This is a genomic window from Amycolatopsis roodepoortensis, assembly GCF_024628825.1.
GTDB classification, from domain to species: Bacteria; Actinomycetota; Actinomycetes; order Mycobacteriales; family Pseudonocardiaceae; genus Amycolatopsis; species Amycolatopsis roodepoortensis.
Genome location: NZ_CP102415.1, coordinates 6,729,744 through 6,754,596, shown reverse-complemented (window position 1 = coordinate 6,754,596; position 24,853 = coordinate 6,729,744). Strand labels below are relative to the sequence as shown.

Genomic DNA, 24,853 nt, shown 5'->3' with positions numbered 1-24,853 from the left:
TCCTCAGACCCGCTCGATGATGGTCGCGACGCCCATGCCGCCGCCGATGCACAGGGTGACCAGGGCGCGGCGCGCCTGACGGCGCTCCAGCTCGTCGACGACGGTGCCGACCAGCATCGCGCCGGTGGCGCCCAGCGGGTGCCCCATCGCGATGGCGCCGCCGTTGACGTTGACCTTCTCCTCGTCGAGGTGCAGGTCCTTGATCCACTTGAGGACGACCGAGGCGAAGGCCTCGTTCAGCTCCCACAGGTCGATGTCGTCCGGGGTGAGGCCGGCGATCTTGAGGACCTTCTCGGTGGCCGGGGTCGGGCCGGTGAGCATGATCGTGGGCTCGGAGCCGACGGTCGCGGTCGCCACGATGCGGGCGCGCGGGGTCAGGCCGAAGTCCTTGCCGATCTGCTCGTTGCCGACCAGGACCAGCGCGGCGCCGTCGACGATGCCGGACGAGTTGCCGCCGGTGTGGACGTGGTCGATCTTCTCGACCGAGTGGTACTTCTGCAGCGCGACGGCGTCGAAGCCGCCCAGCTCACCGATGCCGGCGAAGGCGGGCTTGAGCTTGCCGAGGCCCTCGATGGTGCTACCGGGGCGACGGTGCTCGTCGTGGTCGAGGATCGTAACGCCGTTGATGTCCTTCACCGGGACGACGGACTTCGCGAAGTAGCCGCCGGACCAGGCCGCTTCGGCCTTCTCCTGCGAGCGCACGGCCCACGCGTCGACGTCCTCGCGGGAGAAGCCCTCGATGGTCGCGATCAGGTCGGCGCCGGTGCCCTGCGGGACGATGTAGTTGTCGTACGCGGTGGCCGGGTCCATGAACAGCGCGCCGCCGTCGGAGCCCATCGGCACGCGCGACATCGACTCGACACCGCCGGCGATGATCAGCTGGTCCCAGCCGGAACGCACCTTCTGGGCGGCGGTGTTGGTGGCTTCGAGGCCGGAGGCGCAGAAGCGGTTCAGCTGGACGCCGGCGACCGACTGCGGCAGGCCCGCGTTCAGCGCGGCGGTGCGCGCGATCACGGCGCCCTGCTCGCCGACCGGGGACACGACGCCGAGGACGATGTCGTCGATCACGGCGGGGTCGAGGTTCGGGTGCCGGACCTTCAGTTCTTCGATGAGGCCGACCACGAGATCGACCGGCTTGGTGCCGTGGAGGGCACCGCCCTTGTTCTTGCCGCGAGGCGTACGGATCGCCTCGTAGATGTAGGCCTCGCTACTCACAGAAAAACTCCTCCGCGTACGGCGCTGTATCAGGGGTGAAACGTACCGGCCGGTAGCCATGCTAATGCCGATTAACATAAACCGCGATAACCCCATGGTGTCAATGGGTTGCGATGCACGCAACCGGCGCTATCGTGTGTTCACCTATGGATCACCCGACCGAGCGTTCCCCTCGACCGCGCGACCGCAAGGCCCAGCTGGCCGGCCTCGCCGCGGAGCTCTTTCGCGCCCGCGGGTTCCACGGCGTCGGCATCAACGACATCGCCGCCGCGGCGGGTATCACCGGGCCCGCGCTGTACCGGCATTTCGCGGACAAGCAGGCCGTGCTGTCCTACGTCGTGCTGTCCGGCATCGACGACATGGAGGCGGCCACCACCGAGACGCTCGCCGACGGTCTCCCCGTTCCCGCCCAGGTCAACGCCCTCTTGGGCACCCTCGCCGCGCAGGCGGTGGAGCGGCGTGAAGTCGCCGCGCTGTGGCGCTGGGAGGGCAGGCATCTGCCCCGGGAGGAACGGCGCGAGATCCGCCGCCGGTCCGGCGCGGTACTCGAAGCGTGGTCGAAGACGCTTCGCGCGTTGCGGCCGGAACTGACCACCGACGACGCCGAGCTGCTGTGCTGGGCGGGGCTGAGCGTGTTCGGCAGCGTCTCCGTGCATCACACGTCCGTGGCGAAGAAACGCTTCGCGCAGATCCTGGTGCAGCTGGCGGAGTCGGTGCTGCATGTCACACTTCCCGAGCCTTCGGAGCGGCCGGAGGAGACACCGTCGCTCGCGCTCGGCGAACCGTCCCGCCGCGAGCAGATCCTCGCGGCCGCGACGGAACTGTTCGGGCAAAGCGGCTTCCGCTCGGTCAGCATGGAGGAGATCGGCGCGGCCGCCGGGATCGCCGGGCCGAGCGTGTACCGGCACTTCCCCAGCAAGGCCGCGCTGATGGTGGCGATCGGGCATCGAGCGGCCGACCGGCTGGCGCTCGCCGCGGAACGCGCGTTGCGGACCGACGACGAACGCGACGCGCTCCGCAGGCTCGCGGCGTCCTATGTGCACACCTTGCTGCACACGCCCGAGCTGCTGGTGTCGTTCTCCGGCAGCCCGATGGAGCTGCCGGAACGCGACAAGGCGGACCTCATCCGGGTCCAGCGGGACTACGTCGCGCGCTGGATCGCGCTGACGTCGGAAGTCCATCCGGAACTGAGCCTGCGCGAAGTGAAGATCACCGTGCACGCGGCGCTGACCATCGCGAACGACCTCGCGCGCACCCGGCGCGTCAACGGCCGCGCGAACTTCGAGGCCGAGCTGACCGCGCTGACGCACGCCGTCCTGAAAGTCAGCTCTTAGCAAACTCCCGTGTCCAGCGAAGGCGTGACGGGCACGATATGCGCGTGCCCAAGAAACGCGGCCTGCATCTGGTGACCAGGGAAGAAGACCACAAGGTCACCACGCTGGAACTCTTCTTCGACCTGGTCTTCGTCTACGCCATCACCCAGACCACACAGCTGATGGCCGATCACCTCACCCCGCTCGGCATCGGGCAGGGCGTCGCGATGATCGCCGTGCTGTGGTGGTGCTGGTGCGCCTACGCCTGGCTGGCCAACACCCTGCACGTCGACCGCGGTATCGCCCAGCTGGCGATGTTCGCCGCGATGGGGACGATGTTCCTGGTCTCGCTGACCATCCCGGAGGCGTTCACCGACCTGCCCGGCGGCCTGTACGCGCCGCTGATGTTCGTCGGCTGCTACTTCCTCGTCCGGCTGCTGCACCTGACCGCGTACTTCGGTGCCGCGCGGACCGACCCCGAGCTGCGCAAGACCGTCATGAAGATGTTCGCCGGGCTGCTGCCGAGCGTCGCGCTGCTGACCGTCGCCGCGTTCTTCTCCGGCTGGGTGCAGCTCGGCATCTGGGCCGTCGCGCTGCTCGCCGACTACGTCAACGTCTTCCGGACCCGGTCGTCGGACTGGCGGCTGCACCAGCCCGGCCACTTCGCCGAGCGGTTCGGGCTGATCGTGATCATCGCGCTCGGCGAATCGATCGTGGCGATCGGCATCGGGATCAGCTCGTACCCGATGTCGTGGCCGATCACGCTGGCCGCCGTTTTCGGGCTCACGCTCGCTTCGGCGATGTGGTGGATGTACTTCGCCGTCGTCGCGCACGTCTCCGAACACAACCTGAAGCGCGCGGACGGTGTCGAGCGGGTGCGGATCGGGACGGACACGTACACGTTCCTGCACCTGCCGCTCATCGCCGGGATCGTGCTCGTGGCGCTCGGGCTGAAGAAGTCGCTGCTGTACGTGTCCGACACCGCGCACCACAGCCTCGCCGACGGCCTTCACGGGACCCCGATCTGGGCGCTCACGGGCGGGCTCGCGCTGTACCTGACCGCGTTGAGCGGGCTGCGGCGGCGGAACCTGGGCTCGTGGAACGTCCAACGGCTGGTGCTCGCGGTGGTCCTGCTGGCGGCGACGCCGCTACTGGAGTTGGTGCCGGCGATCGTGCTGGTCGGAGTGGTGGCGCTGGCGGCGGTGGGTCTCGTCGTCTTCGAGAGGCGCAAGATCTTGAGTAATCCTGGGCTCGCCGATCCCCGGAATCACTCACCGGCGTGACGTTCGCCTCCCCCGTGGTAGCGCATCCGCCCGAGGGGAGTTAACCTACTCACGAGTAGGTAAGCGAGGCAGGGAGACTCACCGTGGGTGCGCCTAGGAAACGAGACGCGATGGGCCTTGGCCTGTCCGCGCTCACCCGGCTGGCCGGGAGCAAGGTCATTGAACGGGCCGGACTTCGGAAGCCCGTGCAGAACCTGGTCAGTGCCGGGACGCGCAACGGCTTCCGGGTCGCGGGCGCGGCGGGACGGACCTTCAAATCCGCACAGAAGCTCGGCAAACCCGCGCGGCTCGCGCCTGCGGAGGACACCGGACTGTTCGACCTCACCCCGAGTGAGGACCAGCAGCTCATCGTCGAGACCGTGACGGAGTTCGCGGCCGAACAACTGCGGCCCGCCGCGGCCGACGCCGACGCGAAGCTCCACGCGCCCGAGGGCCTGCTGAGCCGCGCCGCCGAACTCGGCATCACGCTCGTCGGCATCCCCGAGGAGCTGGGCGGGGTCGGCACCGAGCGGTCGGTGGTCACGAACGCGCTGGTCGCCGAGGCTCTCGCGCACGGCGACCTCGGCCTGGCGGTCGCGGTGCTCGCGCCGTCCGCGGTCAGCACCGCGCTGGTGTCCTACGGCGACGAGCAGCAGCAGGCGGACTACCTGCCCGCGTTCGTCGGCGAGAACGTCCCGGCCGCGGCGCTCGCGCTGCAGGAGCGCACCGCGCTGTTCGACCCGTTCAAGCCCGCGACCAAGGCCCGGCGCACCCCGAAGGGCTACCAGCTCGACGGCGTGAAGTCGCTGGTCCCGCGGGCCGCGGACGCCGAGCTGTTCATCGTCTCGGCCGATCTCGAAGGCCGGGGTCCCGCACTGTTCCTCGTGGAGTCGTCCAACTCGGGCGTCACCATCGAGTCCGAACCGGCGATGGGCCTGCGCGGCGCGGCGACCGGGAAGCTGCACCTGGAGAAGGTCGCGCTGCCCGCCGGGGCGCTGCTCGGCGGCGGCAAGGCCGAGGTCTTCACCGAGGTCGTCCGGCTCTCGCGGCTCGGCTGGGCCGCGCTGGCCGCCGGTACCGCGAAGGCCGTCCTCGACTACGTGGTGCCGTATGTCAACGAGCGCAAGGCGTTCGGCGAACCGGTGAGCCACCGGCAGGCCGTCGCGTTCTCGGTGGCCGACATCGCGATCGAGCTGGAAGGGCTGCGGCTGGTCACGCTCCGCGCCGCTTCCCGCGCCGAACAGGGCAAGCCGTACGCCCGAGAGGTCGCGCTGGCCCGGAAACTGGCCGCCGACAAGGGAATGCAGATCGGCAGCGCCGGCGTGCAGCTGCTCGGCGGACACGGGTTCGTCAAGGAGCATCCGGTCGAACGCTGGTACCGCGACCTCCGCGCGATCGGCGTCATGGAAGGCGCCGTCCTTCTCTAGGACTTTCGAAAGGCAATCATGATCAACCTTGAGGTTCCGAAGAAGGCCGGCACGCTGATCAACCAGGCGTACCAGGCCGCGGCCGAGGTGTTCCGGCCGATCTCGCGCAAGTACGACCGCGCCGAGCACACCTATCCGGCCGAGCTCGACATGTTCGCCGCGCTGCTGGACGGGCTGAACTCCTCCGGCGAGGGCGGTGCGGGCGCGGCGGGTGTGCGCCGGTCGGAGAAGAACGAGAAACCGGGCAACCGCAACGGTTCCAACCTCAACATCGTGCTCGGCACGATCGAGATGTGCTGGGGTGACGTCGGCCTGCTGCTGTCCATGCCGCGTCAGGGGCTCGGCAACGCCGCCATCGGCTCGGTCGCCACGGACGAACAGCTCAAGAAGTTCTCCGGGCTGTGGGCCGCGATGGCGATCACCGAGCCGGACTGCGGCTCGGACTCCGCCGCGATCACCGCGACCGCCCGGCTGGACGGCGACGAGTACGTGATCAACGGCGAGAAGATCTTCGTGACCGCGGGCGAGCGCGCGGACGCCGTCGTCGTCTGGGCCACCCTGGACAAGACGAAGGGCCGCGCGGCGATCAAGTCGTTCGTCGTCGAGAAGGGGACGCCCGGCTTCGAGGTGGTGCGAGTCGAGCACAAGCTCGGCATCCGCGCCTCCGACACCGCCGTGCTGCGGTTCGAGAACGTGCGTGTGCCCAAGGAAAATCTCCTCGGCACGCCGGAGATCGACACCGCCAAGGGGTTCGCCGGGGTCATGCAGACCTTCGACAACACCCGTCCGCTCGTCGCCGCCATGGCCATCGGTGTCGCCCGCGCGGCGCTGGAAGAGACCCGGAAGATCCTCACCGACGCCGGGGTGACCATCGACTACGACAAGCCCGTCCACAGCCAGCACGCCGCGGCGGCGACATTCCTGCAGCTGGAGGCCGACTACGAAGCGGCATACCTGCTGACCATGGAATCAGCGTGGATGGCCGACAACCGCAAGCCGAACTCGCTGCAGGCCTCGATGGCCAAGGCGAAAGCGGGCCGGTCGGTCGTCGAGATCACGCTGAAATGCGTCGAGCTGGCCGGAACCCTGGGCTACACCGAGGAATCGCTGCTGGAGAAGTGGAGCCGGGACGCGAAGATCCTGGACATCTTCGAAGGCACGCAACAGATCCAGCAGCTGATCGTGGCGCGCCGGATTTTGGGCAAGACGAGCGCGGAGCTCAAGTAAGGCATGGGCCTCGTGAGTGGCTAGAACGGTCCTAACCGTCCTAGCCACTCACGAGGTCTGTTCGTCCAGGAAACGGTCGAGATAGCGCCACGTGGTCCCGCGCGCCTTCCGGCCGGTGAGGACGCCGAGGTGGCCGCCGGGCGCGGTCTCGAAGGTCACCGACGGCGAGTTGTCCAGCAGGTCGGTGAGCCGTTCGACGGCCGCGCGCGGGGCGATCGTGTCGTTCTGCCCGGCGATGACCAGCGTCGGCACCTTGACCCCGGACAGCGCGATGATGCGGCCGTTGAGGTCGACCGTGCCCTCGGCGAGGTCGTTGGCGCGGAAGAACCGGTGGTAGATCTGGCCGAACGTCCGCCCGGGGTAGGCGATCATGTTGTCCATGAAGTGGTCGACGGCCTCGATCTGCGCCAGGTAGTCCCGGTCGTCGAGATTCTTCAGGATGGCAAGGGGTTTGGTGATCTCCTTGCTGATCCCGGTCGCCCGGAAGACCCGGCTGACCAAATAGGACGGTGCGCCGCCGAGCGCCCGGTAGAACGGGGTCAGCAGGTGGCCGCCGGTGAGGTCCACCAGCGGGCGGAACGGGGCGATCAGCGGGATCGCGGTGAAATCGAACGGCGACGCGATGGTCGCGATCGATTCGATCGGCAGATCGGGCTGGTCGGCGGTGGTCAGCAACGAGAAGATCCCGCCGAGGCACCAGGCGACGACGTGCACGCCCTGGCCGCCGGAATCCTCGCCGACCTTGCGGATGGCGCGCGGGAGCACCTCCTCGATCCAGTGCTCGATACCGAGGCGCCGGTCCGAGAACGCGACGTTCCCGTAGTCGACGAGGTAGGTGTTGCGGCCGCCCTCGACCAGGTGCTCGGCGAGGCTGCAACCGCGGCGCAGGTCGAAGCACAGCGCGGGCGCGGCCAGCGGCGGCACCAGCAGCACCGGCGGACCGGCCTGGGGCTCCTTGCCGTTGGTCAGCCGGTAGAGCGAACGATTCGGGCCCTGGTCGATCAGGACGCGCGGCACCGGGCGAAGATCGGCGACACCACCGTGCAGCACCTTCCCGACGACGTTCGACGCGGCGGCGGCGAGCCGTGCCGGGGGTGTGGCCATGGGATGCCTCCTGGGGAATCAACGCGGTAAGACGTAATCTTGCCGCCTGGGAGCGCACGACTCAACACCCCGGCCGTCACAGCTGGTCCATTTCGGACAGTGGCTAGGCCGTACGAGTTAAGAATCGGCACCCTTTTCCACCGCCGGAGCACTCCGCGCGGCACGCGATTCGTACTCCGCGCGAGCACTGGAATGCGTTGCGGAGGACAGAATCTTGTCGCCGCCGAGCGCGCGGAGCAGTCCCTCGCCGAGGCGGCGTGGAAGCAGCCGTGTGATCCTGCCCATGGCGTCCAGCGATGCGGGAACGAAGACGTCGAACTTGGGACGGCGCAACGCATCGACAATGGCCTGCGCCACATCTTCCGGCTGCACCGATTTGAAGAACTTCGCCTCGCCCAGGCCGCTGGCCAGTTCCGTGCGCACCACCGCAGGCATCACGCAGGACACCAGCACGCCGGTCCCGTGCAATTCCAGGTGCACCGATTCCGACAGGCCGACGACGGCGTGTTTCGTGGCGCAGTAGGTGGCGGCGCCCGGGAAACCGGCCTTTCCCGCCATCGAGGCGATGTTGACGATGTGGCCGGTGCCACGCGGGCGCATCCGTTTCACGGCCTCCCTGGTGCCGTGGATGACGGCGTGCAGGTTGATCTCGAGCAGCCTGCGGGTCGCCGCGTCGTCCTCTTCGTCGAGCGGCGCGAGCGGCATGATGCCCGCGTTGTTGATCAGCACGTCGATCGGGCCGACGCGCCGCTCGACCTCGTCGAGGAACTCGGTGAAGCCCTTGGTGTCGGTGACGTCGAGCGGCAGCGCCTCCGCGCCCAGTTCGGCGGCGGTCTTCTCGGCGAGGACCTGGTCCAGGTCGCCGATGACCACCTTGGCGCCGAGCCGGGACAGCGCCGTCGCGGTGCTGGCCCCGATGCCCTGCGCCGCTCCGGTGATCACGACGACCTTGCCTGCCAGGGAACGTTCACGCTTGGCCATGCCGGTCTCCTCTGCGACTGCACTGTCCGGGGCACTGTTGGCGTTGTGTCAACTATGGTGCACCGGAAGCCGGGAGGGCGCCAGTCCTACGGGCGCTGCTCGAACACCTGCCCGATCCAGCCCTTGACGTCGAAGCGTTCCGTCGGCTTGAAGCCCTGGCTCTCGTAGTAGCGCTGCAGGTCGCCGTCGCCACCCGCCCAGCAGTCGACCCGCACCAGGCCGATACCGCGTTTCCGCGCCTCGGCAAGCGCGAACTCGATGAGCCGCGAGCCGACGCGCCGGCCGGTGAACCGGCGCGAGGTCAGCAGCAGACCGATGTAGATCTCCGGCTCGTCGACCGGCGAGACATGCGGGAACCGGTCACCGAGGATGATCGCCCCGGCCGCCTGGCCGTCGATCTCGGCGATGTACAGCCCTGGCCCGTCGGCCATCCCGCGGACCCGCTCGACCCGTTTCGGGATCGTGGACCACGGCTCGCTCCCCCACTGCCCCTCGCTGCCACGCGAGGCCAGCCACGCGACGACCTCGTCGAACATGTCCAGCAACGTTTGGAAGTCCCCAGAACCACCCTGACGGATGATGAAATCGCTCATTCTTCCGTTCTACAACATCGTGAGGACGCGCGGACCTTCTGTGGTGATCGCGACGGTGTGCTCGACGTGCGCGGCCCTGGCGCCGCGTACGGTGCGCAGCGTCCAGCCGTCGTCGTCGATGCGGTAGCCGTCGCGGCCGTCGGCGATGAACATCGGCTCGATCGCCAGCACCAGCCCCTGTTTGAGCCGCATGCCGCGCCCAGGCTTGCCCTCGTTCGGCAGATGCGGGTCCTCGTGCATGCTGCGGCCGATCCCGTGACCGCCGTGGTGCAAGAGAAGGCCGTAGCCCGCTTCGCGTCCGACCGTGCCGACAGCATGGGAGATGTCGCCCATCGTGCTTCCCGCCTGGGCGGCGGCGACCCCCGCGGCCAGCGCGCGTTCGGTGGTCGCGATGAGTTCGAGGTCGGCGGGGTCGGCCTCGCCGACGACATAACTGATCGCCGCGTCGCCATGCCAGCCGTCGATGCAGGCGCCGGCGTCGATGCTGACCAGGTCGCCGTCACGCAGGCGATAGTCGGACGGGATGCCGTGGACGACGGCGTCGTTGACGCTCGCGCAGATCACGGCGGGAAACGGCGTCGGCGCGGAATGCGGCCGATAGTGGAGGAACGACGGTTTCGCACCGGCGTCCCTGATCACCTGCGCGGCGACGTCGTCCAGCTCTTTCAGGCTCACGCCGATCGCGGACGCCTCTTTCACCGCTCGCAACGTCTGCGCCACGACACGACCGGACTCACGCATGACGTCCAGCTCGGCGACGGATTTCAGCTCGACCATGCCGATAACTATACCGGTATAGTTATCGCGTGCGTCAAGGCGTAACTCACGTGCTTGAAGCCGTAACTCGCGTGATCAGAGCCGGACCGGCTTCAAGCACGCGAGTTACGGCTCCGATCACGCGAGTTACGGGTCAGGCGACGCCGAGGTGCCGCGCGATCAGCATCCGCTGCACCTCCGAGGTCCCTTCCCCGATCTCCAGGATCTTCGCGTCCCGGTAGAAACGGCTCACCGGGAACTCGTTCATGAAGCCGTACCCGCCGAAGATCTGCGTCGCGTCGCGCGAGTTGTCCATGGCGGCGTTCGACGCGACGAGCTTCGCGATCGACGCCTCCTTCTTGAACGGCTCGCCGCGCAGCATCTTCGACGCCGCCGCGTAGTACGCCAGCCGCGCGGTGTGCGTGCGCACCTCCATGTCGGCGATCTTGAACTGGATCGCCTGGTACTCGCCGATCTTGTGCCCGAACGCCTCACGTTCCTTGACGTACCGCAGGCATTCGTCGACGCAGCCCTGCGCGAGCCCGACGCTCAGCGCGGCGATCGCGACCCGGCCTTCGTCCAAAATGGACAGGAACTGGGCGTACCCCCGGCCGCGTTCGCCGACCAGGTTCTCGGCCGGGACACGGACGTCGTCGAACGAGAGCTCGTGCGTGTCCGAGCAGTTCCAGCCGACCTTGGAGTACTTCGGCGCGACGGCGAAACCCGGGGTGCCGGACGGGACGATGATCGCCGAGATCTCCTTGCGCCCGTTCTCCTTCACGTCGGTGACGGCGGTGACCGTGACCAGTTTCGTGATGTCGGTGCCGGAGTTGGTGATGAACGATTTGCTGCCGTTGATCAGCCAGGTGTCGCCGTCGAGTTTCGCGCGCGTGCGGGTGGCGCCGGCGTCCGAGCCGCCGCCGGGTTCGGTGAGCCCGAACGCGCCGAGCGCGGTGCCGGCGCACAGCTCCGGGAGCCACTTCTGCTTCTGTTCCTCGGTGCCGAACCGGTAGATCGGCATGGCGCCGAGGGAAACACCGGCCTCGACGGTGATCGCGACCGAGGAATCGACGCGCGCCAACTCCTCCAGTGTCAGGCAGAGCGCGAAGTAGTCGCCGCCCATGCCGCCGTACTGCTCGGGGAAGGGCAGGCCGAACAGGCCCATCTCGGCCATCTTCGCGACGATCTCGTACGGGAATTCCTCCCGCTCGTAGAGGTCGCCGATGACCGGGGCGACCTCGGAACGCGCGAATTCCTCGACCGTCTTGCGCAGCGCCTCGTACTCGTCATCCAGCCGAAAGTCGATCATTGCTCATCCTTTTGGGGTGTCACGACGGCTACCGTCTCGTCCAGCGCGACCTGTTGGCCCGCCCGGACGGGGAGTTCGCTGACCACACCGTCGATCGGCGCGGTGATCGTGTGCTCCATCTTCATCGCCTCGACGACCACGAGCGGCGTCCCGGCGCTCACCACGTCACCGGCGGCGGCCTTGACCACCAGCACGGTCCCGGGCATCGGGCTGGTGACCGGTCCGGCGCCGCCCGCGGCACCGGCCGCCGAGCGCAGCCGCTCGCGTTCGCCGATCGCGAAGCTGTGGCCGTCCCGCGCGAGCCACACCGTCCGCCCGGCCCCGGCGACGTGCCGGTAGCGGTGGAAACCGGTGGGGTGCCGGACTTCCAGCAGATCGCCGTCGCGCCGCGCGGAAACCCGGACCGGCTCGGCGCCGTCGACACTCACGAGAGCGTTCGCCGGCGTGCCCTGAACCCGCACGACGGCTTCGGAGCTTCCCGACTTCAACGCGAAGTCGATCCCGCCCGAACCGCCGAGCCGCCAGCCGTCCGGGACGTCCCACGGATCGACGACGTCTCCCTGCGGTTGCAGGGAAAGCAGCCTGTCGAGCGCCGCCGCCACGAAGAACTCCGGCGGCACCTCCTCGGAGACCAAAGTGGACAGTCGCCGGTCGACGAGGCCGGTGTCGAGCTTGCCGTCACGGACGTCGCCGTCGGCGAGCAGCCCGCGCAGGAAGGCGACATTGGTGCCGACGCCGAGCAGCGCGGTGTCCGCGAGCGCCAGATCGAGCCGGTGCAACGCGGCCGCGCGGTCCGGGCCCCAGGCGATGACCTTGGCCAGCATCGGGTCGTAGTTCGAGCCGATGACCGCGCCCTCGCTCATCCACGAGTCGACGCGCACGCCTTCACCCGACGGCTCGTGGACCGCGAGTACGGTGCCACCCGTCGGGATGAAACCACGAGCGGGATCTTCGGCGTACACGCGGGCTTCGACGGCGTGACCGTCCAGCCGGACGTCGTCCTGCGCCACGGTGAGCACGTCACCCGCGGCGATTTTGACCTGCCACTCCACGAGATCCAGCCCGGTCACCAGCTCGGTCACCGGATGCTCGACCTGCAGCCGGGTGTTCATCTCCATGAAGAAGAACTCGTCGGGCGCGGTGGCCGACACGATGAACTCGACCGTCCCCGCGCCGACGTAACCCACCGAGCGCGCGGCCTCGACCGCGGACGCGCCCATCTTCGCGCGCGTCGCTTCGTCGAGGAGCACGGACGGCGCCTCTTCGATGATCTTCTGGTGCCGCCGCTGAAGACTGCACTCACGCTCGCCGAGGTGGATCACGTTGCCGTGCGTGTCGGCGAGCACCTGGATCTCGATATGGCGCGGCGTGGTGACGAACCGCTCCATGAGCAGCGTGTCGTCGCCGAACGAGCTCTTGGCCTCGCGGCGCGCGGACTCGACGGCCGCGTCCAATTCGGACAGTTCGTTGACCAGCCGCATACCCTTTCCGCCACCACCGGCGGACGGCTTGAGCAGCAGCGGGAACCCGACCTTCTCCGCGGCGGCGGCGAAACCGCCTTCGGGAATGTCCACATCGGACGCTCCGGGCACGACCGGGACCCCGGCCTTGGACACCGTCGCCTTGGCGCGGATCTTGTCGCCCATGGCGTCGATGGCCTCGACCGGCGGGCCGATGAAGACCAGGCCGGCGTCGGCGCAGGCACGCGCGAATTCCGCGTTCTCCGCGAGGAAGCCGTAGCCGGGGTGGACCGCCTGCGCACCCGTGTCGAGCGCCGCCTGGACGATCGCCGGGATGGACAGATAGCTCTTCGCCGCTTCGGCCGGGCCGATGCGGACGGCGGTGTGCGCCTCCCGGACGTGGCGGGCGTCGGCGTCCGCGTCGCTGTACACCGCGACCGAACGGATGCCGAGGCCCCGCAGCGAGCGGATCACGCGGACCGCGATCTCCCCGCGGTTGGCGACCAGAACCGTGTCGAACATGCTCACATCCTGTGTTTTCCGGCGGCGCGCGATCGCGAACGCGTAGCCAGGCCGCTCGTTGGTGAGTCGAACTCAAGTCGTGTGTCCAGGGCGGCCCGCCTCCACGTTCGCGAGTCCTCCGGACGGCATACGCGCCGGCTTCGGCCGAGTCGGGCGATCCTCCGCATCGTCGCGCTCACATCCTGAAGACGCCGTAGTTGACATCGGACAAGGGCGCGTTGGCCGTCGCGGACAGCGCGAGGCCGAGCACCGTGCGGGTGTCCGCCGGGTCGATCACCCCGTCGTCCCACAGCCGCGCCGTCGAGTAGTACGGGCTGCCCTGCGCCTCGTACTGGTCGCGGATCGGCTCCTTGAAGGACTCTTCGTCCTCGGTGGACCATTCGCCGCCGCGTGCCTCGATGGCGTCCCGGCGGACCGTGGACAGCACCGACGCCGCCTGCTCGCCGCCCATCACCGAGATCCGCGCGTTCGGCCACATCCACAGGAACCGCGGCGAGTACGCCCGGCCGCACATCGAATAGTTGCCCGCGCCGAACGAGCCGCCGATGACGACGGTCAGCTTCGGCACGCGCGCGCAGGCCACCGCGGTGACCATCTTCGCGCCGTGCTTGGCGATACCGCCCGCCTCGTACGCCTTGCCGACCATGAAACCGGTGATGTTCTGCAGGAACAGCAGCGGGATCGAGCGTTTGTCGCACAGCTCGATGAAGTGCGCGCCCTTCATCGCGGACTCGGCGAACAGGACGCCGTTGTTCGCGACGATGCCGACGGGGTGGCCGTGGATCCGGGCGAACCCGGTGACCAGCGTCGAGCCGTACTCCTTCTTGAACTCGACGAACCGGCTGCCGTCGACGATCCGGGCGATGACCTCGCGGACGTCGTAGGGCACGCGCGGGTCGGTCGGGACGACGCCGTACAACTCGTTCGGGTCGGCGACCGGGGCCTCCGTCGGGAGGACGTCCCAGGGGCGCGGGGTGCGCGGGCCCAAAGTCGACACGATCGAGCGAACGATGCGCAACGCGTCGGCGTCGTCCTCGGCCAGGTGGTCGGTGACGCCGGACTGGCGCGAGTGGACGTCGCCGCCGCCGAGCTCCTCCGCCGTGACGACCTCGCCCGTCGCTGCCTTCACCAGCGGCGGGCCGCCGAGGAAGATGGTGCCCTGGTTCCGCACGATGACCGCTTCGTCGCTCATCGCCGGGACGTACGCGCCGCCCGCCGTGCAGGACCCGAGCACCGCGGCGATCTGCGGGATGCCGCGCGCGGACATCGTCGCCTGGTTGAAGAAGATCCGGCCGAAGTGCTCACGATCCGGGAAGACCTCGTCCTGCCTCGGCAGGAACGCGCCGCCGGAGTCCACCAGGTAGACGCACGGCAGGTTGTTGTGCAGCGCGACCTCTTGCGCGCGCAGGTGCTTCTTGACCGTCATCGGGTAGTACGTGCCGCCCTTGACCGTCGCGTCGTTGGCGACGATCACGCATTCGCGGCCCGAGACCCGCCCGATCCCGGTGATGATCCCGGCCGAGGGCGCCTCGTCGTCGTACAGTCCGGTGGCGGCCAGCGGGGACAGCTCCAGGAACGGCGAACCCGGGTCGAGGAGGGTGTCGACCCGGTCGCGTGGCAGGAGTTTGCCCCGCTCGACGTGGCGGGTGCGGGATTTCTCCGGGCCCCCGAGCCGGGCGGCGGCGAGCCGCTTGCGCAGGTCTTCGACCAGCTCGGCATGGGAGGTGACGCTGCGGGCGTACTCGTCGCTGCCCGGATCGGCCGAAGTGCTCAGTACGGGTGTGTCCATGGCTCCTCGTCGCCAAGTTAGCCGTCGTTAACTCGCGTGCACAGGTTAACGCCCACTAACGTCGCTTGTCCACCGCGCCCCCGGAAGCGCGTGAAGGCCCCCTTCCCTCGGCTGAGCCGAGGGAAGGGGGCCTTCACGCGCGAAACGGTCAGCCGATCGCGGCGACCAGCGGGTTGTAGTAGCCGCCCCGCTGACCGGCGACGGTCGGGTGGTACGAGTTCACGATCGGCCAGGTGAGGCTGTGCAGGTAGTCGTCGGCCGACGAGCAGATGTTGTGCCCGGTGAAGGCACCCCGCACGTCGACGAACTTCGCGCCGTGCGCGGCGGCACGGGCCGAGATCACCGACGCCAGCGTGTCGGAACCCGAGTTGATCGCCGAGCGCTTCGTGTCGCTCAGCCCGACCGAGCACGAACCCGGCACCGTGTAGAAGCGCGGGTACCCCAGGACGACCAGCTTCGCGCTGGGCGCCTTCGACTTGATCTTGCTGTAGACGTTGTTCAGCAGCCCGGGAAGCGTGTTGTTCACGTAGTTCTTCGCGGTGTTGACCCGGTTGATGCAGGTCTGGTCGCTGCCGGTGGTGCAGGTGGTCATGACGTCGGCGAACCCGGCGTCGTTGCCGCCGACCGAGACCGTCACCAGCGTGGTGCTGGAGGTGACGTTCGCGATCTGGTTGAGGACGTCGCCGGTGCGCGCCCCCGAGCACGCGACGAACTTGAAGGTCGTCCCGGCGTGGGCGTTCGCCCACAGCTGGGGATAGGCGTTGGCACTGCGCATGCAGTCACCCGAGTTCCCGTAGCTGCCGGCACCGACGCCGGACGAGTACGAGTCACCGAGCGCCACGTAGTTGGTCGCCGCCTGGGCGGTGCCCGCGAGACCGAAGGTGGCAAGGACAGCGACCCCCAGGGCCGCACCTAAACGAGTGAAGGAAAGAGCTTTGATCCGAGCAGGGACGGCCATGGTCACTCCTTCGTGACAAGTTGACGAGAGACAGCATTACCAGGTGGTAACCCCACGCAAAAGGGTCATTTCCCCAGGTAGCCCACTTGGCTCAGGCTGGAAGTACGGCCGCGTGTTAGCGCTCGCTAACACGCGGCCTTAATATGGCCAGATGCCGGCGAACCCCACCCCACTCGTGAACGGCGAGAAGGCGAACAGGCGCGAACAGATCATGGCCGCCGCCGCCGAGCTCTTCGCCCACCACGGTTTCCACGGCGTCGGCATCGACGACATCGGCGCGGCCGTCGGCATCTCGGGACCGGCGCTGTACCGGCATTTCCGCAGCAAGGACGCCATCCTCGGCGAGATGCTGAACTCGATCAGCCGCTATCTACTCGACGGCGGGACGGCGAGGGCGAGCCAGCGGGACGAGCCGGGCGAGGTTCTCGAAGCACTGGTGGATTTTCACGTCGACTTCGCGCTCACGCATCCCGCGCTGATCACCGTCCAGGAACGCAACCTCGCGAATCTCACCGACAGTGACCGTAAACAGGTCCGTGCCCTGCAGCGCCAGTACGTCGAGGTGTGGGTGCGCGCGATCAGCGACGCCGTCCCCGGCATCGGCGAACGGCAGGCGCGCTCGGCGGCGCACGCGGTCTTCGGGTTGATCAACTCGACGCCGTACAACCGCCATCTCGGTGACAGCGAACTGGCCGAAATGCTCTGCCGTCTCGCGCTGGGTGCACTGCACTCCGCCAAGTGACCACGACCGGGTTTCGGCCTATCCCCACTTTTCCGTCCGCTGGTGTTTGATAGGCACGTGGAGCCGGACAGGAGCGAGTACGAGCGGAGGCTCGTCGAAAAGGCGCAGCGTGCGCTCGTGGCGATCAGCCTCGGGGAGGACGCCGAGGCGCTCGACGAGCTCACGCCGACCGCCGTCGAGCCCCGAGCCCGCTCCGAAGAGACCAAAGAGCTCGTGATGATGCTCTTCGGTGAATGCAGCGCGATGGTGTCGACCCTCGGTGACGGCGGCAGCGCGCCGGTGAAGGTCCAGGTGTTCGACGAGGACGGTGAAGAGGTCTCGATCGACCAGGCGGACCCGCCCGTGCGGACGGCCGTGCGCACGCTGCTGGCCGAGGTGCACGGCAACAGCGAGGCCGCACAGGAACAGGTCGAGATCGCGCTCGCCAACGCCGCGCCGGACGAGGTCGACAGCCTGGTGCTGCAGGCGCTGCGCTGGACGATCCGGCTGTCGGCGGAATGCCTGGACCGGGACCTGCCGGTGGCGCCCTGGATCTCGGACGCCGTCGCGGACTAGGACGGGTAGCTCCGCCAGGCGTCGCGAAAGCCACTTTCGCGACGCCTGATGTCCCGAAAGTGGCTTTCGCGACACGCTTGCCGACGGCTTGGGCGACTTCGAGACGCTCAGTGTCCCCAAGGCGATATCGGGGACGCTGAGGGACATCGGCTGGGCGCGCGAGCCGGCGGGAACGCGTTGCGAAAGCCACTTTCGCAACCTTCAACGTTGCGAAAGTGGCTTTCGCAACCAGGCCGTGTCCTGTGAGTATCGCCTGCTGACCTGCGGAAAGAGAGCGGGGGACCTTTGGTATCGCGGGACGTTGAGTGTCCCTATATCCACACACCCACGTCCATCGCTGACTGTGTGGATTTTGGTGTGTTGGATGACCCGAAATCCACACGGTCACCGCACGGGGACCGCGAAATCACTTGCGGGCACGGCCTAGCCACCCCACAACGGACGGCTCGCGTGTCCGGATGGACGACACGCGTGATCAGCCGGACATCACCCGTCTCGCCTAACCCAGCAGCGGCTTCACCAGCCGCCCGATCTGCTCGGTCTCGATCAGGAACGAGTCGTGCCCGTACGGCGAGCCGATGACCGCGAACTCCGCCCCGCCGATCCCGTCCGCGATGGCCCGCGACTGGTACAGCGGGTAGAGCCGGTCACTGTCCACCCCGGCCGCGACCGTCCGCGCGGTGATCCGGCCTAGAGCGTTCGCGACACCACCTCGCCCACGCCCGACGTCGTGCGTGTTCATCGATTCGGTGAGCACCACGTAGCTGCCGGCGTCGAACCGGCGCGACAGCTTCCCGGCGTGATGGTCCAAATAGGACTCGACGGCGAACCGCCCGCCGCGCAAGGGGTCTTCGCCGTCCTGATGACGACGCCCGAAGCGTTGCGCCAGTTCGGCTTCGCTGCGGTAGGTCGCGTGCGCGATTCGCCGCGCGATGCCGAGGCCTGCGTCCGGGCCGCCGCCGGGGACGTCGTGATAGTCGCCGCCGCGCCAGCCCGGATCGGCGCGGATGGCGTGCAGTTGCGGCGCGGACCAGGCGATCTGGTCGGCCGACGCCTGCGCCGTCGACGCGAGCACGAGCAGTGCCGAGACCCGGTCCGGTGCGCTCACCGCCCATTCCAGCGCGCGCATCCCGCCCATGGAACCGCCGATCACCGCCGCCCACCGGCCGATGCCCAGCGCGTCGGCGAGGACGGCCTCGGCGCCCACCTGATCCCGCACGGTCACGGCGGGAAACCTGCTGCCCCAAGGCTTTCCGTCCGGATGCCGCGAAGACGGACCGGTCGAGCCCTGGCAGCCGCCGAGCACGTTCGGGACCACCACGAAGAACGTGTCGGTGTCGATCGCCTTGCCCGGCCCGATCAGGCCGTCCCACCAGCCGGGGCTGACGTGGCCTTCTTCCGCGGGACCGGCGGCGTGGCTGTCCCCGGTCAGCGCGTGCTCGACGAGGATCGCGTTGGAGGCACTGGGATCCAGCGCCCCCCAGGTCTCGTAGGCGAGCGTGAAAGGCAGCGTGCCGCCGACTTCGAGCGCCTGGACGCCGGTCACGAAGCGGCGACGTCCAGGCGGCTCTCCCTCCCGCCACGCACCGGTCACAGAGCGGCCTTGGCCGCCCGGAATCCGGCCTCGAGATCGGCCTTGAGGTCCTCGATGCCTTCCAGTCCGACGGCGAGCCGCACGAGCCCCGGCGTGACACCGCTGGAAGCCTGCTCCTCCGGCGTGAGCTGGCTGTGCGTCGTCGAGGCCGGGTGCACGATCAGGCTGCGCACGTCACCGATGTTGACCAGCTGGCTGTGCAGCTCGGTACCGTCCACAAAGGCCCGTCCGGCTTCGACGCCGCCGCGCAGGTCGAACGACAGCACCGCGCCGGCCCCCTTCGGCAGGTACTTCTTCGCGGCCTCGTGGTACGGGCTCGACGGCAGACCGGCGTAATACACCTTCTCGACCTCGTCGCGTTGCTCCAGCCATTCGGCCAGGGCCTGAGCGTTGGACACGTGCCGCTCCAGACGCAGCGAAAGCGTCTCGATCCCCTGCAGGATAAGGAAACTGTTCAACGGTGCGATCGCGGCGCCGGTGTCGCGCAGGATCTGGACCCGAGCCTTGGCGGCGAACGCGCCCGGGCCGAGGGCCTCCCAGTACTTGAGGCCGTGATAGCTCGGGTCGGCCTCGTTGAACCCGGGGAACCGCGCCGGGTCCTTGCCGAAGTCGAAGGTGCCGCCGTCGACCAGCACCCCGGCGACCGTGGTGCCGTGCCCGCCGAGGTACTTGGTCGCCGAGTGGATCACGATGTCGGCGCCGTGTTCGATCGGGCGTACGAGGTACGGCGTCGGCACGGTGTTGTCCACGACCAGCGGGACTCCGGACTCGTGCGCGGCATCGGCGACAGCGCGGATGTCGAGCACGTTGCTGCCCGGGTTGGCCAGCGTCTCGGCGAAGAACAGCTTGGTGTTGGGCCGGACGGCGGCCTTCCACTGCTCGATGTCGTCCTGGTCCTCGACGAACGAGACCTCGATGCCGAGCTTCGGCAGCGTGTAGTGGAAGAGGTTGTAGGTGCCGCCGTACAGCGAAGGACTGGAGACGAAATGGTCGCCCGCGTTCGCGAGGTTGAGGATGGCCGCCGTCGTCGCCGCGCTCCCGGAGGCGAACGCCAGCGCCGCGACGCCGCCTTCGAGCGCGGCGAGCCGCTGCTCCAGCACGTCCTGCGTGGGATTGTTGATCCGCGTGTAGATGTTGCCGGGCTCGGCGAGGCTGAAGAGGTCGGCGCCGTGCTGGCTGTCGCGGAACACGTACGAGGTCGTCTGGTAGATCGGGGTCGCCCGCGCGCCGGTGGCGGTGTCCGGCGCCGCACCCGCGTGGATCTGCTTGGTCTCGAACGACCATCCGTCCGCACTCATCGCGATTCTCCTAGCGGCTCAAGGGTTTCGGCTGTTGTCACCGAAGCTAGCTCCGCCGGACGGAGCACCCAACCACTCTCAGGAGGTGGGATTCTTTTCTTGAAGGGCGAACCTGTTGCCTTCCGAGTCGGTGAACATCGCCCACCAGCCCCACGGCTGCTTCTCCGGCCGGGCGGGGAATTCGACGCCCTTCGCCGAAAGCTCCTCGTACGTCTTTTCGATGTCGTCGGCGTAGAAGAAGAAATTGCCCGTCGGCACTTCGTCACGCACTTCGAACCGCTTGAGGTCCTCCGGCGCGGTACTCAGGACGAGCGACGTCGCGCCATCGGCGGACGTGACCTCGACCCACCGGTTCCCCTTGTCGTCGTACGGCACGTCGGTGGTGATCTCGAATCCGACGACCTCGGACCAGAACTTCTTCGCCCGCTCCTGGTCCCGCACCCCGACGACGATCTTGTGCACACCTTGAATCGCCATGCCGGCTCCTTGTATCCATCATGGATATAACGAAATCGGAGTGTATGCTTCCCGGATGACCGACGGCAACCCGCAGCTCACCCCCGCGGCGTTCCAGACCCTGCTGGCGCTCGCGAAAGGGCGCGCGCACGGCTACGCGATCATGGGTTTCGTCGACGAGGTGAGCGGCGGTGCCGCCCAGCTCGGTCCCGGCACGCTGTACCGGACGCTCGCCCGGCTCGTCGCCGACGGCCTGGTCGAAGAGGCCCCGGACGCGAGCGAGGACCAGCCGCACGACTCGCGCCGCCGCTACTACCGGCTGACCCGCGCCGGCCGGGAGGTCGCCGCCCGCGAGGCGGAGCTCCTGAGCAGGCTCGTCGCCGTGGCCGGGCAGGCCGGGCTGCTGAAGCGGGCGGAGTCGGCGTGAGCAGGCCGCTCGGTTTGACGCCGCATCTGTTCGTCAAGGACGTCGACGCGTCACTTTCCTTCTACACCAAGGCGTTCGGCGCGGTGGAGCTGTTCCGCAACGTGCTGCCGAACGGGGTCGTGTTGTTCGTGGAAGTCGCGGTCGGCGACGCACGGCTGCTGGTGAGCCAGGAGATCCCGCAGCTGGACGCGCTCGCGCCCGCCACCCTCGGCGGCACCCCGGTGCTGCTGGTACTGGAGACCGAGGACCCCGACGACCTCGTGCGGCGCGCCGTGTTCGCGGGCGCCAGGGTGGAGGCGCCGGTCGAGGAGATGTTCTTCGGCGAGCGCTACGGCCGGATCATCGACCCGGACGGCCACCGATGGGCGCTGACGACCAAACGGGAGCGGTTCACGCCGGAGGACATCGACGCGCGGACGCCACGCGAGGTCTGACGTGTGCGGCGGTCCCACCTGCTGGACAATCGCCCCATGGTTTCCGTGCGCAGTGTCGTCGACCGGGTGGGGCCGACGCTGTTGCACGCCCTCCAAGTCCCCGAGGAGTCCCCGGCCGTCGGCGACGTCGTCATCGCCGAACCCGGCAACACCCTCGCCGCGGGCGACCTCGTCCTCGGCGTCGCGATCACCGAAACGCCGGACGCCGCGGAACTCGTCCGGCTCAGCGCGGCCAAAGGCGCCGCCGCCGTTCTGCTGAAACCGCCGCTCGCGGCGAAACCCTCGGTGAAACGGGCGGCGAAATCGGCGGACATCGCGTTGATCGAGGTGCGCTCGGCGACCTCGTGGGCCCAGCTCGTCTGGCTGCTCAGGACGGTCCTCGACGCGCTGGCCGACGAGTCGGACGCGCTGGAGGACGGCGGCGGCCCCGGTTCCGGTGACCTGTTCCGGCTCGCGGACGCCGTCGCTTCGGTGGTCGACGCGCCCGTGACCATCGAGGACACCAACTCGCGGGTGCTCGCCTACTCCGCGCGGCAGGACCTGACCGACTCGGCGCGCGTGTCCACGATCATGGGCCGCCGCATCCCCGACGACGTGCTCGCGCGGTTCCGGTCACGAGGGGTGTTCCGCGAGCTTTCCCGCGGGCGGCAGACGATCTTCGTGCCCGCCCAGCGCGACGGCACCCTGCCCCGGCTCATCGTGCCGATCCGGATGGGCGGCGAGCTGCTGGGTTCGATGTGGGCGGTCGTCGCGGGCCCGGTCTCCGACGAACGCGCGGCCGCGTTCGCCGACGCGGCGCCCGTCGTCGCGCTGCACCTGCTGCGCCGCCGCGCGCACACCGATTCGCAACGCCGGGTCTCGGCCGAACTCCTGCGTGCCGTGCTGGAAGGGAAGGCCAGCCCGCGCAAGGCGATCGCGGAACTCGACCTCTCCGAGGAGCCGCACCGCGTCGTCGTCATCGAGGTCGCCGGTGGCGACGGACGCGACGACGAGGGCCTGCGACTCGCCCTCCTCGAACGGATCTCGCAAGGTGTCGGCAGGCGGCCGGTGGCCACCGAACTCGGGGGCGTGCTCTACGCGGTCGTCCCGGACGGCGACGGCTGGGACGAGCTCCGGGCCGCGCTCGAAGCCCTGCCGTCGTCGAGGAAGGGCGGGACACCGCGGGCGGCCGCGGGATCGGCTTGCGAAATCGGCGAACTCGCGACGTCGCGGCTTCAGGCCGACGAGGCGTTGGGGCTCCTTCGCGCGAAGCTGGTGCCCGGTCGCGTCGTGGTCTTCGACGAGGCGTGGACCGCCCTTTCGCTGCATCGCGGGGCGACGGCGGCCAGTACCGCAAGGGTCGCCGAGCTCGGCCCGCTCGGCTTGCTGCGCGCGCACGACGAAACCCACGAGAGCGGCTACGTCGACACGCTCTACCAGTGGCTGCGTCATCCCGGAGACCCGCGCGCGGCCGCGAAGGAACTCCGGATCCATCCCAACACGCTGCGGTACCGGATGCGGCGGCTGCTCGATCTCGTCCCGCTGGACCTCGACGATCCCGACGTCCGGCTGGCGCTGATCACGCAACTCGTTTCCCTGCGGTGGAGCTGATTCAACGACAAACTGTGCGACAACGAACAGTTTGTAGTTCTACAAAACCGCGCCCAGACGTCAGGAAAGGGTCTTTCAGGACGAGAAAAATCTTGAAAGACCCTTTCCTGACATCCGACGGTTCAGTGCGCGCTGGCGCGATAACCGTCCTCAATGGTCTGCCGCACCGCGGCGAGCAGATCGGCACCGGGGTAAAGCGGCAAAAGAACACCGGGGCCGCCGTCGACCCGCAGCGCGGCTTCGTAACCGTTTCCCGGGGTTTCGACCAGGCCCACGATGACATCTGCCGGATTGCCTTCGGTGTCGACGGTGCGGACACGCCGCTCCCGCCGCCAGTCCTGATTTGTCATGCGGAACAGAATGGCAGCTTACCGGCCAGTAAGATCAACATCTTGACTCGATCGTGCTGCATTTACCGTTTCGCAGGTTGCACGGCCGTTCGTCATACCCGATACCCGAGGTCGTCGGCGACGAATCGCTTCGGCACCATCCGGACCCAGACGGTCCCTTTCACCTCCGGATCATCGTGCAGGTAGGAACGAAAACGCGGATCCCATTTGCGTTCGTCCCGGCCGAGATACCGGCTCAGCAGCCGCCGTCCACGAGGGACGTCGAACGGCAGTACCTCCGCTTCACCTCGCGCGAGCACCTGCCGCACGAGGCCGGTGCCGACGTCGCACACGTCGACGGTCACCGCGATCGACGGCGACTCGCGGACGAGACCGGCCAGCCGCGCCCACGGTCCGGTGAGGATCCAGAAGGCCTGTTTCTCCCAGAGGTACCAGACCGGCCGCACGGTCGGCCCCACCGCGGCGACCCTGGCGGTGAGCGGACCGGCGAGGAATTCGTCGACGTCGAACATCAGACCTCGAGCAAGGTCTTGCCGATCGCGCCACGCGACTGCATGACCGCGTGCGCGTCGGCCGCCCGGTCGAGCGGGAACCGTTGGCCGATCACGGGTTCCAGCCGTCCGGCGGCGGCTTCGGCGAGCGCCGACTCGGTGAACGCCCGCATCTCGGCCGGCCCGCCGAGTCCCCGGATCACGGTGACCCCGCGCGCGGCGGCGTCCTCTTCGGACACCTCCGTCCACGAGCCGCTCGACAGCCCGTAGATCAGCATCCGGCCGCCCGGCCTGAGCAACCCGAACGACGTCTGCCCGATCTCGCCGCCGACGCCGTCGAACACGACGTCGACCTCGCCCGCCTTCGCCGCCCAGTCCGGCTCGCGGTAGTCGAGCGCCACATCCGCACCGTGTTCCCGGACGTGCTCGGTCTTCGCCGCGCCACCCGCCGCGCCGACGACCTCGGCGCCGGCCGCCTTGGCGAGCTGGACGACCAGCCCGCCGACGCCGCCCGCCGCGGCTTCCACCAGGACGCGCTCGCCGGGGCGGATACGCGCGGCGGTCACCAGCGCGGTCGCCGTGCGGCCGTCGGCGAGGATCGCGACCGCGGCGTCGAGGGCCAGGCCGTCCGGCACCTCGAAGACACCGTCGGCGGCGACCGCGACCCGTTCCGCGTACGCGCCGGAACCGCCCGTCGAGGTGACGACGCGTTTGCCGACCAGGCCGGGGTCGACCCCCTCGCCCGCCGCGCCGATCACGCCGCCGACGCCGTTGCCAGGGATCATCGGCAGCTCGGCGCGGAATGGCCCGCCCCCGCCGGCGCGGAACTGTGTCTCGACGAACGTGATGTTGGCGAACGCCACCTCGATCAGGACCTGGCCCGCTGCGGGCACTGGATCCGGGGCATCGCCCGCGACGAGCACTTCGGGCCCGCCGAACTCTTTCAACCACACGGCTCTCATGTGACCCAAGGTGCAAGCTCCACTTGACTGGAGGTCAA

24 protein-coding genes are annotated in these 24,853 nt (G+C 68.8%); 9 read left to right on the top strand and 15 right to left on the bottom strand.

Features of this window, described 5'->3' with window-relative positions:
- Window positions 1-3 precede the first annotated feature (3 nt).
- Window positions 4-1,215, bottom strand: coding sequence for an acetyl-CoA C-acetyltransferase (locus NQK81_RS32350; RefSeq protein WP_126735691.1), 1,212 nt, complete (start codon window positions 1,213-1,215; stop codon window positions 4-6).
- A 146-nt stretch (window positions 1,216-1,361) separates the two neighbouring features.
- On the opposite strand from NQK81_RS32350, the gene NQK81_RS32345 reads away from it, so the two are divergent.
- The 4 genes from NQK81_RS32345 to NQK81_RS32330 all read left to right on the top strand — a co-directional run bounded on the left by NQK81_RS32345 (window position 1,362) and on the right by NQK81_RS32330 (window position 6,444).
- On the top strand, window positions 1,362-2,549 hold the full coding sequence (locus NQK81_RS32345) for a TetR/AcrR family transcriptional regulator (protein ID WP_257484488.1): 1,188 nt from the start codon (window positions 1,362-1,364) through the stop codon (window positions 2,547-2,549).
- Window positions 2,550-2,587: 38 nt separating this feature from the next.
- On the top strand, window positions 2,588-3,811 hold the full coding sequence (locus tag NQK81_RS32340; protein WP_257484487.1) for a low temperature requirement protein A: 1,224 nt from the start codon (window positions 2,588-2,590) through the stop codon (window positions 3,809-3,811).
- A 110-nt stretch (window positions 3,812-3,921) separates the two neighbouring features.
- Window positions 3,922-5,217: an acyl-CoA dehydrogenase family protein gene (locus tag NQK81_RS32335; RefSeq protein ID WP_257489893.1), complete on the top strand. Its 1,296-nt coding sequence runs from the start codon at window positions 3,922-3,924 to the stop codon at window positions 5,215-5,217.
- Between the two features lie 18 nt (window positions 5,218-5,235).
- On the top strand, window positions 5,236-6,444 hold the full coding sequence (locus NQK81_RS32330) for an acyl-CoA dehydrogenase family protein (RefSeq protein WP_007033833.1): 1,209 nt from the start codon (window positions 5,236-5,238) through the stop codon (window positions 6,442-6,444).
- Window positions 6,445-6,492: 48 nt separating this feature from the next.
- On the opposite strand, the gene NQK81_RS32325 is transcribed toward NQK81_RS32330, so the two are convergent.
- The 8 genes from NQK81_RS32325 to NQK81_RS32290 form a co-directional block, all read right to left on the bottom strand.
- Window positions 6,493-7,548 (bottom strand): alpha/beta fold hydrolase, encoded by a 1,056-nt coding sequence (locus NQK81_RS32325; RefSeq protein ID WP_257484486.1) that lies wholly within the window; start codon window positions 7,546-7,548, stop codon window positions 6,493-6,495.
- 117 nt (window positions 7,549-7,665) lie between these two features.
- Window positions 7,666-8,529 (bottom strand): SDR family oxidoreductase, encoded by an 864-nt coding sequence (locus NQK81_RS32320; protein WP_257484485.1) that lies wholly within the window; start codon window positions 8,527-8,529, stop codon window positions 7,666-7,668.
- Window positions 8,530-8,615: 86 nt separating this feature from the next.
- The gene (locus tag NQK81_RS32315; protein WP_257484484.1) at window positions 8,616-9,122 is read right to left on the bottom strand and encodes a GNAT family N-acetyltransferase; all 507 of its coding nucleotides are present in this window, start codon (window positions 9,120-9,122) and stop codon (window positions 8,616-8,618) included.
- A 9-nt stretch (window positions 9,123-9,131) separates the two neighbouring features.
- Window positions 9,132-9,899 (bottom strand): type I methionyl aminopeptidase, encoded by a 768-nt coding sequence (map, locus tag NQK81_RS32310; RefSeq protein WP_257484483.1) that lies wholly within the window; start codon window positions 9,897-9,899, stop codon window positions 9,132-9,134.
- Between the two features lie 133 nt (window positions 9,900-10,032).
- A complete protein-coding gene (locus NQK81_RS32305; protein ID WP_257484482.1) occupies window positions 10,033-11,187 on the bottom strand; it encodes an acyl-CoA dehydrogenase family protein in 1,155 nt (384 codons plus the stop codon).
- Window positions 11,184-13,169 carry an ATP-binding protein gene (locus tag NQK81_RS32300; protein WP_257484481.1) on the bottom strand — a complete coding sequence of 662 codons (1,986 nt, stop codon included), beginning with the start codon at window positions 13,167-13,169 and terminating at the stop codon, window positions 11,184-11,186. Before NQK81_RS32300 ends, NQK81_RS32305 begins: the two co-directional genes overlap by 4 nt.
- 175 nt (window positions 13,170-13,344) lie before the next feature.
- Window positions 13,345-14,958, bottom strand: a complete 1,614-nt coding sequence (locus NQK81_RS32295; RefSeq protein ID WP_257484480.1) for a carboxyl transferase domain-containing protein — start codon at window positions 14,956-14,958, stop codon at window positions 13,345-13,347.
- A gap of 148 nt (window positions 14,959-15,106) precedes the next feature.
- Complete coding sequence (locus NQK81_RS32290; RefSeq protein ID WP_126735700.1) at window positions 15,107-15,916, bottom strand: SGNH/GDSL hydrolase family protein; 810 nt, start codon at window positions 15,914-15,916, stop codon at window positions 15,107-15,109.
- A gap of 151 nt (window positions 15,917-16,067) precedes the next feature.
- On the opposite strand from NQK81_RS32290, the gene NQK81_RS32285 reads away from it, so the two are divergent.
- Both NQK81_RS32285 and NQK81_RS32280 read left to right on the top strand, forming a co-directional pair.
- Window positions 16,068-16,658: an SACE_7040 family transcriptional regulator gene (locus NQK81_RS32285; protein WP_016337026.1), complete on the top strand. Its 591-nt coding sequence runs from the start codon at window positions 16,068-16,070 to the stop codon at window positions 16,656-16,658.
- Between the two features lie 57 nt (window positions 16,659-16,715).
- Entirely contained in the window at window positions 16,716-17,213 is a 498-nt protein-coding gene (locus NQK81_RS32280; protein WP_005150645.1) for a hypothetical protein, read from the top strand.
- A 499-nt stretch (window positions 17,214-17,712) separates the two neighbouring features.
- On the opposite strand, the gene metX is transcribed toward NQK81_RS32280, so the two are convergent.
- The 3 genes from metX to NQK81_RS32265 all read right to left on the bottom strand — a co-directional run bounded on the left by metX (window position 17,713) and on the right by NQK81_RS32265 (window position 20,582).
- Window positions 17,713-18,807 carry a homoserine O-acetyltransferase MetX gene (metX, locus tag NQK81_RS32275; protein ID WP_257484479.1) on the bottom strand — a complete coding sequence of 365 codons (1,095 nt, stop codon included), beginning with the start codon at window positions 18,805-18,807 and terminating at the stop codon, window positions 17,713-17,715.
- Window positions 18,804-20,105 (bottom strand): bifunctional o-acetylhomoserine/o-acetylserine sulfhydrylase, encoded by a 1,302-nt coding sequence (locus NQK81_RS32270; protein ID WP_257484478.1) that lies wholly within the window; start codon window positions 20,103-20,105, stop codon window positions 18,804-18,806. Before NQK81_RS32270 ends, metX begins: the two co-directional genes overlap by 4 nt.
- A gap of 78 nt (window positions 20,106-20,183) precedes the next feature.
- Entirely contained in the window at window positions 20,184-20,582 is a 399-nt protein-coding gene (locus NQK81_RS32265; protein WP_257484477.1) for a VOC family protein, read from the bottom strand.
- Between the two features lie 55 nt (window positions 20,583-20,637).
- On the opposite strand from NQK81_RS32265, the gene NQK81_RS32260 reads away from it, so the two are divergent.
- From NQK81_RS32260 to NQK81_RS32250, 3 genes are read left to right on the top strand one after another with little or no spacing between them, the layout of a single operon-like run.
- Complete coding sequence (locus tag NQK81_RS32260; RefSeq protein WP_257484476.1) at window positions 20,638-20,988, top strand: PadR family transcriptional regulator; 351 nt, start codon at window positions 20,638-20,640, stop codon at window positions 20,986-20,988.
- Window positions 20,985-21,422, top strand: coding sequence for a VOC family protein (locus NQK81_RS32255; protein WP_257484475.1), 438 nt, complete (start codon window positions 20,985-20,987; stop codon window positions 21,420-21,422). The genes NQK81_RS32260 and NQK81_RS32255 overlap by 4 nt, the downstream gene beginning before the upstream one ends.
- A 36-nt stretch (window positions 21,423-21,458) precedes the next feature.
- Complete coding sequence (locus NQK81_RS32250) at window positions 21,459-23,012, top strand: helix-turn-helix domain-containing protein (RefSeq protein ID WP_126735707.1); 1,554 nt, start codon at window positions 21,459-21,461, stop codon at window positions 23,010-23,012.
- Window positions 23,013-23,134: 122 nt separating this feature from the next.
- Here NQK81_RS32250 and NQK81_RS32245 read toward each other — a convergent pair whose 3' ends face one another.
- The 3 genes from NQK81_RS32245 to NQK81_RS32235 form a co-directional block, all read right to left on the bottom strand.
- On the bottom strand, window positions 23,135-23,362 hold the full coding sequence (locus tag NQK81_RS32245; protein WP_034309241.1) for a hypothetical protein: 228 nt from the start codon (window positions 23,360-23,362) through the stop codon (window positions 23,135-23,137).
- 92 nt (window positions 23,363-23,454) lie between these two features.
- On the bottom strand, window positions 23,455-23,874 hold the full coding sequence (locus tag NQK81_RS32240; protein ID WP_257484474.1) for a pyridoxamine 5'-phosphate oxidase family protein: 420 nt from the start codon (window positions 23,872-23,874) through the stop codon (window positions 23,455-23,457).
- Window positions 23,874-24,815 (bottom strand): zinc-binding dehydrogenase, encoded by a 942-nt coding sequence (locus tag NQK81_RS32235; protein WP_257484473.1) that lies wholly within the window; start codon window positions 24,813-24,815, stop codon window positions 23,874-23,876. The genes NQK81_RS32240 and NQK81_RS32235 overlap by 1 nt, the downstream gene beginning before the upstream one ends.
- Window positions 24,816-24,853 lie beyond the last annotated feature (38 nt).